This window comes from Paenibacillus sp. FSL R5-0887 (assembly GCF_038002305.1).
In the GTDB taxonomy this organism is placed as follows: domain Bacteria; phylum Bacillota; class Bacilli; order Paenibacillales; family Paenibacillaceae; genus Paenibacillus_AQ; species Paenibacillus_AQ odorifer.
In genome coordinates, this window is the sequence record NZ_JBBOCE010000001.1 from 882,266 (window position 1) to 895,542 (window position 13,277).

Annotated in this window: 12 protein-coding genes; 7 read left to right on the forward strand and 5 right to left on the reverse strand. The window is 37.3% G+C overall.

Going from position 1 to position 13,277, the window contains the following annotated elements:
* Window positions 1-2 precede the first annotated feature (2 nt).
* From MKY14_RS03985 to MKY14_RS03995, 3 genes are all read left to right on the forward strand, one after another.
* Window positions 3-1,691 carry a VWA domain-containing protein gene (locus MKY14_RS03985; protein WP_076279088.1) on the forward strand — a complete coding sequence of 563 codons (1,689 nt, stop codon included), beginning with the start codon at window positions 3-5 and terminating at the stop codon, window positions 1,689-1,691.
* A gap of 24 nt (window positions 1,692-1,715) precedes the next feature.
* Window positions 1,716-2,855, forward strand: coding sequence for a toxic anion resistance protein (locus tag MKY14_RS03990; protein WP_076280780.1), 1,140 nt, complete (start codon window positions 1,716-1,718; stop codon window positions 2,853-2,855).
* 155 nt (window positions 2,856-3,010) lie between these two features.
* Window positions 3,011-3,733, forward strand: a complete 723-nt coding sequence (locus tag MKY14_RS03995) for a sensor domain-containing protein (protein WP_076217792.1) — start codon at window positions 3,011-3,013, stop codon at window positions 3,731-3,733.
* A gap of 470 nt (window positions 3,734-4,203) precedes the next feature.
* On the opposite strand, the gene MKY14_RS04000 is transcribed toward MKY14_RS03995, so the two are convergent.
* Both MKY14_RS04000 and MKY14_RS04005 read right to left on the reverse strand, forming a co-directional pair.
* Window positions 4,204-4,992, reverse strand: a complete 789-nt coding sequence (locus MKY14_RS04000) for a tyrosine-protein phosphatase (RefSeq protein WP_340975839.1) — start codon at window positions 4,990-4,992, stop codon at window positions 4,204-4,206.
* Window positions 4,993-5,034: 42 nt separating this feature from the next.
* Window positions 5,035-6,135, reverse strand: coding sequence for a serine hydrolase domain-containing protein (locus MKY14_RS04005; protein WP_340975842.1), 1,101 nt, complete (start codon window positions 6,133-6,135; stop codon window positions 5,035-5,037).
* A 222-nt stretch (window positions 6,136-6,357) separates the two neighbouring features.
* On the opposite strand from MKY14_RS04005, the gene MKY14_RS04010 reads away from it, so the two are divergent.
* Window positions 6,358-6,522 carry a hypothetical protein gene (locus MKY14_RS04010; RefSeq protein ID WP_175617294.1) on the forward strand — a complete coding sequence of 55 codons (165 nt, stop codon included), beginning with the start codon at window positions 6,358-6,360 and terminating at the stop codon, window positions 6,520-6,522.
* A 1,658-nt stretch (window positions 6,523-8,180) separates the two neighbouring features.
* Here MKY14_RS04010 and MKY14_RS04015 read toward each other — a convergent pair.
* The 3 genes from MKY14_RS04015 to MKY14_RS04025 all read right to left on the reverse strand — a co-directional run bounded on the left by MKY14_RS04015 (window position 8,181) and on the right by MKY14_RS04025 (window position 11,051).
* A complete protein-coding gene (locus MKY14_RS04015) occupies window positions 8,181-9,005 on the reverse strand; it encodes a DUF2971 domain-containing protein (RefSeq protein WP_076183554.1) in 825 nt (274 codons plus the stop codon).
* A 5-nt stretch (window positions 9,006-9,010) separates the two neighbouring features.
* Entirely contained in the window at window positions 9,011-9,331 is a 321-nt protein-coding gene (locus MKY14_RS04020; protein WP_076183557.1) for a hypothetical protein, read from the reverse strand.
* 991 nt (window positions 9,332-10,322) lie between these two features.
* On the reverse strand, window positions 10,323-11,051 hold the full coding sequence (locus MKY14_RS04025; protein WP_076279085.1) for an SDR family oxidoreductase: 729 nt from the start codon (window positions 11,049-11,051) through the stop codon (window positions 10,323-10,325).
* A 165-nt stretch (window positions 11,052-11,216) separates the two neighbouring features.
* Here MKY14_RS04025 and MKY14_RS04030 point away from each other — a divergent pair, with 165 nt between their 5' ends.
* The 3 genes from MKY14_RS04030 (at window position 11,217) to MKY14_RS04040 (ending at window position 13,272) form a co-directional block, all read left to right on the forward strand.
* Window positions 11,217-11,555 carry a winged helix-turn-helix transcriptional regulator gene (locus tag MKY14_RS04030; RefSeq protein WP_076126032.1) on the forward strand — a complete coding sequence of 113 codons (339 nt, stop codon included), beginning with the start codon at window positions 11,217-11,219 and terminating at the stop codon, window positions 11,553-11,555.
* A gap of 27 nt (window positions 11,556-11,582) precedes the next feature.
* Window positions 11,583-12,035, forward strand: a complete 453-nt coding sequence (locus tag MKY14_RS04035) for a hypothetical protein (RefSeq protein ID WP_340975844.1) — start codon at window positions 11,583-11,585, stop codon at window positions 12,033-12,035.
* 220 nt (window positions 12,036-12,255) lie between these two features.
* On the forward strand, window positions 12,256-13,272 hold the full coding sequence (locus tag MKY14_RS04040; protein ID WP_076126035.1) for an ABC transporter substrate-binding protein: 1,017 nt from the start codon (window positions 12,256-12,258) through the stop codon (window positions 13,270-13,272).
* The last annotated feature ends 5 nt before the right edge of the window (window positions 13,273-13,277 follow it).

The following is a 13,277-nucleotide window of genomic DNA, read 5'->3' on the forward strand; positions in this document are numbered from 1 at the left end:
GTATGGCTAATAAAGGAAAAACAGTAGCAGTTTTAGGGACCATTACGGTGGTAGTTTTTGCTCTCGTGTATTTTGGAATCACCTTGACTTCTAATATAGGAAAAACCAAAACCCAGATTTCTTCCGAAGATGCGGGGAAGCAGCTTGAGAAGCTATATAAGAACATAAACGTGACCACTGCTGAGCAAATCAAAGGCCAGATTGATCTGGATCCTGTCGCGATTGGGGATTCACTACCAGATATCTCAAAGTTTCCTGTATCCGTAGACAATACAACAGATAGCTTTGTAGAGATATTTTCTTCTACAGAGAAATCAGGAACGGGTAATGATGGTTGGCTAAATGAAGTTGCTACAGATTTTAACAACTCTAATATTGAGGTGAACGGGAGTCATGTTTCTGTGAAAATCCGTAATATTGCTTCAGGTACAGCGACAGATTACATAAGATCTGGGAAGTATGTGCCAGATGCCTTTACCCCTTCAAATGAGCTGTGGGGCGAAATGGTAAAAGCAAACGGGATGAACACTCAGCTAATCACTAAACGTCTTGTAGGTAATGTAGCTGGTATTGTTACCAGTAAGGCGAAATATGATGAACTAATAGAGAAATACGGTTCTTTAAACGTCAAGACGGTTACAGATGCCATAGCAAATAATGAATTATCAATGGGCTATACCGACCCTTTTGCCAGTTCTACGGGTTTAAACTTTCTGGTAACAGCGCTTGGGACGTTTGGCGGTTCAGACTTACTTGGTGAGCAAGCGGTGCAGGGCTTTGAGAAATTCCAAGCAAATGTTCCCTTTATTGCCTCAACCACTTTACAGATGCGAGAGGCTGCAAAAACCGGTAAGCTTGATGCTTTTGTCTTAGAATACCAGATCTTTTTGAATGCAACAGATTTGAAAGGGGGGTATGTATTCACTCCTTTTGGTGTAAGACATGACAGCCCGCTTTATGCTTTAGGTGATCTTCCTCAGGAAAAACTCGATATTATTAAGAAGTTTGCTGAGTTTGTTGAACAGGATAAATACCAGGAGCTGGGTGAGAAAAAAGGCTTCAATGGTCTTAATGATTACCAATCAGAGCTTAGTACAGTGGATGGCAGTCTCATATCCTCAGCTCAGAAGCTGTGGAAAGAGAAGAAAAATGGCAATAAACCTATCGCCGCAGTATTTGTGGCAGATGTCTCAGGAAGTATGAACGGGGAACCCTTGAACCGCTTAAAGCAATCTTTATTAACAGGCCAGAAGTACTTGGGCAAGGATAACAGCATTGGTTTTGTCTCTTACTCTGATAACGTTACAATCAATCTTCCGATTGGAAAATATGACACGAACCAGCAGTCCATGTTTGTTGGTGCGATTGATAGTCTTCAAGCAAATGGGGGGACGGCTACTTTTGACGGGATCGCGGTAGCCATCCATATGCTTCAAACGGAATTACAGCTAAATCCGGATTTGAAGCCGTTGATCTTTGTATTAAGTGATGGAGAGACCAATGAAGGGCATTCCTTGAATGATATCAGAGGTCTTATTGAGACCTACAAAATCCCGATTTACACGATTGGCTACAATGCGAATATTAAGGCGCTTGAGAGTATTTCGAGTATAAATGAAGCGGCCAACATCAATGCAGATACAGATGATGTAGTCTATAAAATTGGCAACCTGCTCAATGTTCAAATGTAAGCTATTTTTTATAGGAGGGGTTCTATGTCGTTTACTATGGAAGTCGTAAGTCAGGAAAAGCTGAAATCAGTAATTGAAGAGCAGGTCAAACCTGAGCCTGAGGAAGTATCACAACTGAAAACACTGGCAGTAAACAATGTCTCCGCCATTCTGGATCTGAATTTAGAGTCACTGGATAAGCGGAAAGCGGTGCTGCAATCCATTGATAGCTTCGGTTTGGAAACGATGAGATCCTCTTCGGACAAAAACTCCCTGTTGCAGGTTTCAGTGGGGAATTTATCAAAGACAGGGGATGAAGGCGGCCAAGTAGCAAAAGGTTTGACGGAGCTTAATCTCCAGCTGAAGGATTTGGATCCCAGTGCAGTAGATTTTGCCAAGACGGGTTTTCTTGGGAAGTTCTTTAATCCATTACGTAGTTATTTTGCTAAATATCAAAAGGCGGATGCTGTCATTTCAGATATTATAATTTCTTTAGACAAGGGAAAGACCGTTTTGAAGAACGACAATACTACGCTGGAATTTGAGCAACAGGCACTTCGGGAACTTACAAAAAAGCTGCAAAAAGAAATTCAGCTCGGCATGCTGATGGATCAGGAAATAGAGACGCAACTGGAAGCCGCTAAGCTGCGTGATGAGGATGAGGAGAAAGTTCGGTTCATTACAGAAGAGGTGCTTTTTCCGTTGCGGCAGCGTGTCATGGATTTGCAACAGATGCTTGTAGTGAATCAACAAGGAATTATGGCCATAGAAGTGGTTATTCGAAATAATAAAGAGCTGATCAGAGGGGTGGACAGAGCTAGAAATGTTACCGTGTCTGCCTTGAAAATATCGGTTACGGTAGCTAGTGCGCTGTATAATCAACGAATTGTTTTGAAAAAGATCGAACTTTTAAATCAAACCACCGATAGCCTGATCAGCGGTACCTCAAAAATGTTGAAAAACCAAGGGGCGGAAATCCATAAACAGTCGTTAGAATCAAGTATTTCAGTGGATACATTAAAGCAAGCTTTTACAGATGTGCTATCCGCTCTCGATTCCATCAGTACTTATAAGCAGGAAGCTCTCCCCAAAATGCGTGAAACCATTAATCAGTTCAGAGAGCTGGCAGATAATGGCGAACAGCAGATTGTACGGCTGGAAAAGGGAAATAAGTTGGGGTTGTAGCCTAGCAAAATCATAAATCTGGTTAATTATGCGCTTCGAAGCAACAAATCCTAGCCTTTAGTCTGGTATGACTCCAGCCCCAAGACTGTTTTGAGCCTTCTTTTTCCCACGTATAATGAGATTAATTGAAAAACGTGAGAGGAAGGACAATAGAAATGAATGATAAGTTATACACTATGCCGATGGGAGCTCTTGATTCCATGCATATTCCAGCAGAATCACAACCCCAATCTAAAACGCGCAAACGTGGAGCAAGTCCAAAGACATATCGGAGTATTTTATACTTCTTAATCTCTTTACCGCTTACGATTGTATATTTTGTGTTTATGGTGACAGGGCTGACGTTATCCATTGCGTTAACCCCAATATTCATCGGAATTCCTTTGTTTTTTGCAGTAGCTAAGGGATTGGATTACATCGTACAATTTGAGCAAGAGCTGGTCAGATCATTGTTAGATATTCCTAGACCTAGTGAAGAGGCCAGATCGGATATGCAGCTAGAGGGAGCGGGCTTCCTGCAACGAATGAAGTTAGGTTTTCATGGAGCGAAGTTTGCCCGTAACGTCATGCTGATTATGGGTCGATTCGTATCCAGCATTATTTTCTTTTCAATAACAGTAACTGTAGTAGCGGCTGCATTGGGCCTGATTACACTACCTGTGCTGCACCAGATTTTCTTGCAAACCATGGATTTGAACATTTTAGAGAATAGTGTGTTTGCTTTGTTCCAGATCGACTGGACATTATCCCAACAATATATCTCCTATGTAGTAGCTGGATTTGTTGTTGCCTTGTTAGCAAGTTGGGTAATTCGTATGCTTATGGATGTGCAACGTAGAATGCTGTTCGTATCCTACGAGGAAAGACAACAGTACTAATTGAAAAGAAGAGATTGTCTCCAAACAACCCTTACTGAATCTGAATAAAACACCAGACAATGATCCTTCAGTTCGTGGAGAATCACTGTCTGGTGTTTTTGGTCTGCGGGGAGGTTTGCTTTTGCAAATGATGAGCTAGTGGAGGCTGCCTGATTGCTTCATTGATTTTTTTTAGTGTCGGTTACTGGTGATGGATGTTGATGGAATCTGCGAAATAGCTGTACTTTGTGCAGTTATTTCGAGTGCTAAAAGAATACTTCTGACTTTAACTGCACTTTATACAACTAAAAACTAGAGAATCCACTTATAAGGGAGTAATTTCAGAAAATAGCTGCATGAAATACACTTATATCCAGTGATCGAGCGTTCTATTGGATTATAGTTGTATGAACAATTAAACTTGAGCGCTTTTACAAATTGCCCCCGTCAACACTCCTGCATCAATTTTCGCTGGGGTGCAATCGCACAAATTATATAGCCTCTAAGCAAAATACTTGCAGCTGCTCGCGTTTTTCGGCTGTTATAGCAAACTCCTGTTCAAGGAAAGCCTCAATGCTCTCATAGCGTTCGTCAATGGCGGAGAAGATAGCCTCCATGAATTCTCTACGTAATTCTAGGGATGCCATAACCTTGTCTACTTCTTCCGGGGATAGATGCTGTGAGACTTGCGCTTTTATTTGTTCATTCATAGGCGCGAGTGTCAGGTTAGAGATCAGATAGTCTTCAACAATCGTTTCTTTCGGGACTCCAAGTGCGAGAAAGATAAAGGCGGATCCAACACCCGTGCGATCCCTTCCGCCAGCACAATGATGCAATATAGGATATTGGTCCGGGAGCATAATAGTTTCCATTAATCGCTTAAAGGAAGGGTTGTTAAAGGCCATATTTAAATACATATTAGCTAAGAAGTCTGCAGTAAAATGCTTCAGAAATTCAGAACCTACCACATCTCTCATGTCCCCAGGCACTTCTTCCACTAGGGCAGGTATACTGATATTATTTACTCCGGGAATTACTGGATCCGGCTTTAAACGGACTTCTTCTACGCCACGATAATCGAATATTGTTTTAATGCCAAGGGATTGAAAGAGTTCCACATCTTGCTCCGTCATTCCCGTTAATTCAGCAGAGCGAAAAAATAAACCACGCTTCACCCGCCGGCCATCTAGTGTTGTATAACCTCCCATATCACGGAAATTAAGGATACCTTTAAAGGGGAGAACATGATTTAGAGAATCATTTGTTGGTTTCTGGTTCATTTTCTTTTGTACCACCTTTGGTTGGTTTTTTATCTCTCTCTACTATTTAACAAATTCATCTAACAGTTTATTTAAATCTTCTGCAACCCAGTTAATTTCACGATAGGAATCAAAATTAGTCATGACTACGATTAAGTTCTTGGTTTCTGGATCCCTAAGAATAAAAGAGGAATATCCAAATATATTTCCACCATGACCCACTAGATTAATTGGATCGTGATATACAAACCAACCATAGGCGTAACTTAGTTTATTATCTTCCATGATAACCTTTGGACTAAACATAATGTCAAGAGATTCCTTAGAGACTAATTTATCTGTGTAAAGTGCTTGATCCCATAAAAAGAGATCTTCTACCGTCGAATATAATGCTCCTGCTGCGAAGGGCACTGACATATCAATTTTGTAGGAGGGTTCGTCATACCGCTTCACTGTACCTTCGTATCCTTTAGCATGAGTATCTTCATTGTAATCATTTATGTCATAACCAGAATGTTTCATATGTAGGGGTTTAAAGATATGGTTATTAATATAGTCCTCATAGGATTCCTTCGATACTTTTTCAATAATATATCCCAACAAAATATAGTTTGAATTACTATAGCTGAATTGTGTACCTGGGGTGAAATCTAGTGCTTTCTGTTTAAAAGTATCAATGATATCTGAAGGGGAATTATAATTTTGGCAACTAGAAAAGGTCAAACTATCAAATGTGAGATATTCTGGAATTCCTGAAGTATGTGACAAGAGGTGGTGTATGGTGATTGTATCTCCATTAGGATAATCCGGGATGTAATTATTCAGAGTATCCTTCACATTTAGTAAATTTTGTTCTTGGAGTTTAAGGATGCTAAGCGCTGTAATTTGCTTACTGACTGAACCTATTCTAAACATAGTATTGGGCGAGTTTGGAATCTCTTTTTCAAAATTAGCCATTCCGTACCCTTTACTAATCCAGACTTCCCCACCTTTAGCCATGAGAACAGTACCATTAAATTGTTTCTCTGTAAGATACTTGTCCACTTGTTGCTCCAAATCACTATTTGTTTTTCTTGGAATGATGACTTCAGGATCAGATGAGCAAGCAGATAGTAAGCAAATCGATAGTAACATAATCCCAAACCTTTTCAAATAAATGATCATAAGTAGAGCTCCCGTTCTTTTATTTGATTTTTGAGAATGATGAACCTCATTATTTACTATTACGTTATTAATGAATTGAGGTTTCTACAAAAGTTAAAGGATAGGAAAGAGCATTGCGGATTTAAAGAAATCTTAAGATTTCTTTAATGAATTACAGACTAAATAGTTTTTCTGAGTTTGATATAATGTCTGATATCGATTCTGAAGATAGGAGGGGAAGGTATGGAAACCAAGAAGGAAAGGTTGTTAAGTATTTTTGTATGGGAATGTTCATTGTGTATTATTTGGATTCGTGGGCTGATTTACTATTTTCATGACTCAGACAAAGTTCTCCAAATCACTCCTGAAAAAGTAACAGTGACTAATCCTGAGTTGATAGACGTTTAGATTATGTGAAAATTTATATCTCCGGAAAGCTTATTAGGCTAAATGCTCCCAAAATAATGATAGAGAAGGTTACACAGAATCAAAATCGGTTAAGAAAGGCAATTATAATGGAGTTGGAACAGGAGACGAAAATAATTTGACATTATTACTAGTGAAAAATACATGTGCTCTTTATTAAGCTATGAAGAATTTATCCCCGCGACTCAAGGCTTCAATCGAAATAATGTTACTGTTTGGAAGGCAGATGGTGAGCACGTTCATATGATTATAATAATTAAGTCATGAATGATAGTTAACTGTGAAATATTTTTTGTTAAAAAAGATCATAATCCTAAATAATACTTCACTAGTAGATTTACTTTACTTTTTCTAAGATATTATTAGTACACATTCCAGTTAAGACTCCTATTGTAAACCCGCTAACAAATCCTCTACTTGGCAAGTCAATAGTGAAAACAATAAGCCAAAAAGAAGACTACTCAAAAAAACACTGAGATTAAAATTATGGATTGAACTGTCGTTATTAATTATACTTATCTTAATTAAATAAGCATTTGTTGCACCAATACTTCCTGGTCGTACAGCAAATGAGGAAGCTGTTCGACAAACTTACGAATTGCTTACTTGTTGGATCTTTAGAAGTTACCTTAAATATAACTTCTCCAGTTTTTGCTTTGAAACTATGTAGAGCATTTAAATTAAATGGATAGGAAAGAGTTTCACCGCTTGCAATACATAAACCAATTGAATTCTTATTATCTCCTTCCATATCTTCTAGTCTTTTTATTTTATTGTAGATGTTTTTAGCTTAGCCTTTACAAAATAAAATCTTTGACGAGAGAATCATTATTATCAAGATCTGTTAAGTAGACTTTTTCGAACAGTTCAATTTCTTTAAAATCTTCAATATTCATTTGAAATAGTATAAATGAATACTACAAAAATAACTGGATTTTCAAAGTGAAATATTAACTTGTTACGAGAAGTCACAAGAGATTTAAGGGTGTATTGAAAGGGTGAAACTTGTGCTAAGATCGAAGCTTTGACATATACGTTAATCATAAACGTTTAGTAGTTTGTTGATAAACTAGAGTTAAAGATGATTATTTGAAGGAGAGACTTGGCTACATTAAGAAATATGTTAATGGTATCTCTTGCAATTATCTAAGGAGAGATTTAATGCCAACTAACTGAACATAAAATGAAATGATTTCAAGCTGGTGTTTGAGACGGTGGAAAACGATAAGGAAATTATAGGATACTAAGATATTTCTATGTTCACAGAGACTAAGGGTTCACCTGTAGTAATGCAGCAGCATGCTAAAGCGATATTGTGTAAATGCTTTTATATATAGACAGGATCGAATGCAAGGCAAAGGCAATTCATGTATAGGCGACTTCTTCAGTCAAAAAACAAGTGTATCTAACTAAATTTTTACCATTCTTCCGAAAAAATTATATAGATTTCTAATAACATTCACTTTTCATGCGAAACTAAACAACCTGACTCCTTATTAATATTGGACTCAGGTTGTTTAAAGATTACTTTTTAGTAGCATTCTATTTGATATGGTCACTAAAATATGAAGATTTAATAGAAAAATAGAATGCCATAAATATTACTATGTACAAAATTATCAGCAGTTCTTATGTTGAAGTTAATACCGAGAGGGGATTTTCGATTGTGATATATCATCTTCATTAAAATTTTTATAATTCTTTTTTAATAAATACAGGACACTTTTTTTTGCAAGATCCATGGTAGGGTAAGGACTTAATTTAATCTTTTTAATAGGTACTGTAAAACTATGTGCTCCTTCTTTGTTAAATATGATATAGGGAATAAAAGAACCATTTAATACTCGGAATTCTTCTCTACTAGTAATCGGACTTTCCTTTTTACAAATAACAACAATTCTCTCTTCTTCTTCTGCTGCATATGCCTTATGCTTAATAGAGAAAGATAAATTCGCAAGATCCATTATGAGTTCATCTATAATGTCTCTTTTACCTTCCAAATCATCATCAGAAAAATAGGTGAATGGGGAAAGCATTTCTTTGAAAAAATCTTCATCTCCAAGATCAACATATCGTACTTCTGTTATGATCACATTAACTTCGTTATCGATTCCCTTGAAATAGTTTTCAAACATATTCAAAAATTCTGATTTGTCAATCCCAATAGAATACCCTTCATTTTCGGAATAATAATTCCACAATGGTAAAGAATCGTCTACTTGCGAGCAAGATAAGATATAATAATTGTATTCATTTAAATAATAGTCTAGTTGATTACTAATGTAATCCTGAACTTTTTTACTCATTCTTATGTGTTGTTTGAAAAACTTTTGTAGTAGTGGCTTTATAACAAGTTGCTCAGTGGTATCATTCAGATAATCACTTTTTGTAATCCAAAAGGTTTGGTTTAAAATAATACTTTTTAATGCCTCTGATCCTGTGAAGTGATAAATAAGCTTTTCCATAACTATCACTCAACTTCTTCAGAATTTAGAAATTTTTCAAGCTCTTCTCGTTCATACTTCTCATCTATCCATCTTTTTGCGATATTGTCTAAAATGATTTTTAGTGAATTTAAATCTAATTTTCCAGAAGTTTCGTCTTCATTATCGTGGATATATATAAATTTATCATCTTCATCACGATACAGGAACATATCATCACTATAACGCTCGGGCTTAAGCCCTGTTCCTACCAAATCTAATCTAATACATGCTACCTCTTCAGATGATGTTAAAGATTGTTTTAAACTCTTAACTAACTCCGTATATTCGTTTTTTCTGTCACTCATTAATACACCTCATTTTATATGATTTTATTGTAAGTATAAACCAATTATTATGAGTAGTCTATAATCTAACAAAGGCTGAGATCCCACGGTTAATATAACGTTTTTTTATTTACGCATCCTAATTTTGATGTTCTTAGGTATTTCCACGAAGGATTCTTACTTTGGATTTCTCTACTAAAAAGCAACAATTAGAACTATATTATACATTGGTTAAAATGCAATATATATTCATTTGTTAAATTTAGAAACAATTCATCAAGTGGTTTTGTCCTTGATTACGTTGAAGAAAGTGGTTTGATTAAGAACTAACAAATCAAAAAGTTAATGAGAGGTTAATATCATAGACAATAAATCTTTTATGATTTATGGGAGGGAAATTAAAATGACTTATTTACTCTAAAAACATGGTTCACGGAATTGAACTCATGAGTGATAACTAAGGTGAATAAATGAAATTCTTGAATCAACATATATCCATCAAAGGTATCATTCGAATGTAATATCCGGCTGATAGTTTTTATCAAAGGATAGCAGGCAGACATTTCAACGAGACCTTGAGAAATTTTTGGGGCAACCAGAGAACAAGCGATTTATAATAGAAGTTAGCAATCTGATTAAAGAAGAATTATTATCGATGCTAGCATCTAGTGGTAGGTTGGATTACGTGCTGTTCTGCTCTCTAGGTGTGGTTATGAAAGAATTTATTACCAATGACGAAGAATGTGACTAACTCATGATCTAGTTGAAATTGAGAACACTCAAGATATTAGTTTTGTTTCTGTAAAATCTGATTTTTTAGCAAGAAAAGAATTTAGTTGGATTAAATGAAATCTTGGATGAGTTTATTTCTTCGTTGAGATTCGTTAGATTTTTTCACTATTCTCATTTCTATAGGTCAATGGAACTTGAGACCATTCTTTCGTCCCTTTTCGACAGTTAAATCTACAGTAATTCCCCCCTAATCCTTCATATGGCGCGTTTATTAACAAAGTTATCGCAAAATATATCCCCCATCCGGAAATAAAGTACTTCCTGTTGTATAGCTATTGGTCATCAAATAAATCGTTGTATGTGCTGCTTCGTCGGCATGACCAACCCTCCCAAGGATATTGATATTCGTATATTCGTCGTAAGCCTTGTCTCTAGTTTCCTGTTCTGCGCCTTCCCAATTAAAGTTGGTATGAATGGTTCCAGGGGAGATGACATTTACCCGAATGGGAGCCAATTCTACTGCTAATGCTTTTCCCAGACTTTCAATCGCGCCGTTACAAGCTGCATAGGAGGCACCGTCTGCAAGTGGACGTTGGCTGAATGCGCCGGACATAAGAACAATGGAGCCTGTAGGGTTGATAAAAGGGATGGCATGCTTTACAGCATTATATTGCGGCCAGAACTTTGCATTAAAGCAACTGTGTGCAATCTCCAAGCTAGAAGTAATCGGTCCTCTAACATAGGAGGCTCCCGGAGTGAACAAATGGTCAAAAACGCCGATTTTTTCAAAGAAATCCTTCAAGTCCTGTTCATTTTGATTATCTAGTGAATGAATTTCAACAGAATCGAATCCCAGAAGCTGTTGAGCTTTCTCTAATTTATCTTGTGATCGCCCAGCGATTATGACAGCTGCACCTTGTTCTACCGCTTGTTTGGCAGTTGCAAGCCCTATTCCGGAGCTTCCTCCAATAATGACGATGCGCTGGTTTTTTAATGAAATAGTGGACATATTTATCTTCTCCGTTCATAGTTAATTGGACTTATTAAGTTCTGTTTTTTATTATTAGCTATAAAATATAACCTGCACAGTACGCACTTTTTTCGTACTAGGTACGATTTTTCGTACTAGCTGGTTCGAACATACAGTTATATAACTATCGAAAGAGGGGATCACATGGATTTGCTGGAGCCGAGATTAACCGGGGTTCTTACAACACTTGAAAAGATCGGTGGAAAGTGGAAGCCGCTCATTTTATTTATTTTATTGATAGATGGCACAAAACGATTTGGTGAACTTAGACGGATTATCCCAGATGTCTCCCAAGGTACGTTAGCTAAACAATTACGGGAGCTTGAAGAGGATCAGCTTATCGATCGGGTGAGTTATCATGAGCTTCCACTCAGGGTGGAATATAGTATTTCAGAACATGGCAAATCGCTAATTACAGTTTTGGATAGCATGTGTGGCTGGGGTAGGATGCATAAAGAATATTTGAATAATACAAGTAAGTAGAGGGGGTACATTATTATTCATACTATTTTGCAGGAACCAACGGGTCAGACCTACAAGACGCTGGTACAGGTAGCTATGGAAGTATGTGATGAATTTATTCTAGCAAAACGTGATCAGATGGAGTTGGAGCCAGAAGGATATGAACTGCTTGAACAGCTGCAACCTTTTCTCAAAAAGGTCATAAAAGATGACTATTGGCCGGGGACTCGGCTTATGGGGCATTATGCAGATGTTTATTTTTTTGATTGTTCACCTGAAGCGGTCAATATTCTTTTATCCTATTCCACCAGCTTGTACTCGTGGGTACAGACCAGGCTGCCTGATGATCTTTGTTTTCTAAAACAGGGACAACCGTGGCTAATCAATACAGCCCATGAGAGAGAAAGCAATTTGCTCACTGATGTGGATGAGGAACTTAATAGACTAGAGGCGTGCGGATTATTGTTCCGTGACTTATCTGAGTTTTATAACGCTGATTAAAAAAATGGACTCATATTTATAGTGCAGAAGAACCCGCATTTGGTGCGGGTTCTTCTGCATGTTCACTAATAATTTAACGCAACTGTTAAATTACAAGATTTCATATAATCAAAGAAAAGTATTGATAATTATTCTCATATGATTTAATATGATAACGATTCTCATTATCATTACTTTAGTTTGAAGAATGATAAATAAAATATAGATGGGGAGATTGATTATGAATCAGAAAAAATATTTATTAGCTGGGGTATCAGCAGTTTTAGCTTTGAGTTTGGCAGCTTGCGGTAACAATGAAAAGGATAAGACAGCTTCAGAAAAAAGCACAAATAATGCTGCAGTAGCAGCAGAAGGAACTGCAAATAACAAAGGAAATGCGGCTCAGGAGGCTGTTGCCACTGAACAAACCGTTACATATTTGGGCAAGGATTATGTCGTGCCTGCAAAGATTAATAATATTGTAGCAGCAAGTCTCGAATCTATGGAAGATGCTGCCATACTGGGAGTGAAACCTGTAGGTGTACTTGCAATAGCTGATGCTATTCCAGGTTATCTGTCAACTGACCTAGCGGGTGCATCCTTAGTGGGGGATAAATTTGCTCCAAGTAATGAAGCGATTCTGCAACTGGATCCAGATGTTATCTTAGGGTCTTCCAAGTTTGGGGAAGATGTGGCCGGCGCACTTAATAAAATTCAAACGATGATTCCTTATTCACATATTTCAACAAACTGGAAAGATAACTTGCTCTTATTAGGCCAATTATCCGGTAAGACCACAGATGCAGAAAAAATTATTAGTGATTATGAATCTAAAGCTGCGGGTGCAAAGGCTGAAATTGGAGAAAAGCTGAAAGATCAATCCATTCTAGTCATTCGTATTCGTCAGGGCAGTATGTGTGTGTATCCTGCTGGCGTTTATTTGAATCCGGTTATTTATGAAGATCTGGGTGCTGCCATTCCTGAGGTGATTTCCTCTACAGAAGCACAAGCAGAGCTTTCATTAGAAGCTTTGGCGGATATTAATCCGGACTATATTTTCTTGCAGTTTGAGACTAGTGAGAATACAGATAATGCAACAGCTCTTGATGATTTGCTCAAGAATCCGATCTTCAAAAGCGTAACTGCTGTCAAAAATAATCATGTGTTTGTAAATGCAATTGATCCGTTGGCACAAGGTGGAACGGCTTGGTCTAAAGTAAGATTCCTGGATGCGGCAATTGAAAACCTGTTGAAGTAAAACCG

Excerpts from the sequence above, each read along its gene's own strand:
- MKY14_RS04025 (WP_076279085.1), bottom strand. The coding sequence starts at position 11,051 with ATGTCCACTATTTCATTAAAAAACCAGCGCATCGTCATTATTGGAGGA.
- MKY14_RS04010 (WP_175617294.1), top strand. The coding sequence starts at position 6,358 with ATGGAAACCAAGAAGGAAAGGTTGTTAAGTATTTTTGTATGGGAATGT.
- MKY14_RS04015 (WP_076183554.1), bottom strand. The coding sequence starts at position 9,005 with ATGGAAAAGCTTATTTATCACTTCACAGGATCAGAGGCATTAAAAAGT.
- MKY14_RS04030 (WP_076126032.1), top strand. The coding sequence starts at position 11,217 with ATGGATTTGCTGGAGCCGAGATTAACCGGGGTTCTTACAACACTTGAA.
- MKY14_RS04005 (WP_340975842.1), bottom strand. The coding sequence starts at position 6,135 with ATGATCATTTATTTGAAAAGGTTTGGGATTATGTTACTATCGATTTGC.
- MKY14_RS04020 (WP_076183557.1), bottom strand. The coding sequence starts at position 9,331 with ATGAGTGACAGAAAAAACGAATATACGGAGTTAGTTAAGAGTTTAAAA.
- MKY14_RS03990 (WP_076280780.1), top strand. The coding sequence starts at position 1,716 with ATGTCGTTTACTATGGAAGTCGTAAGTCAGGAAAAGCTGAAATCAGTA.
- MKY14_RS04000 (WP_340975839.1), bottom strand. The coding sequence starts at position 4,992 with ATGAACCAGAAACCAACAAATGATTCTCTAAATCATGTTCTCCCCTTT.
- MKY14_RS03985 (WP_076279088.1), top strand. The coding sequence starts at position 3 with ATGGCTAATAAAGGAAAAACAGTAGCAGTTTTAGGGACCATTACGGTG.
- MKY14_RS04040 (WP_076126035.1), top strand. The coding sequence starts at position 12,256 with ATGAATCAGAAAAAATATTTATTAGCTGGGGTATCAGCAGTTTTAGCT.
- MKY14_RS03995 (WP_076217792.1), top strand. The coding sequence starts at position 3,011 with ATGAATGATAAGTTATACACTATGCCGATGGGAGCTCTTGATTCCATG.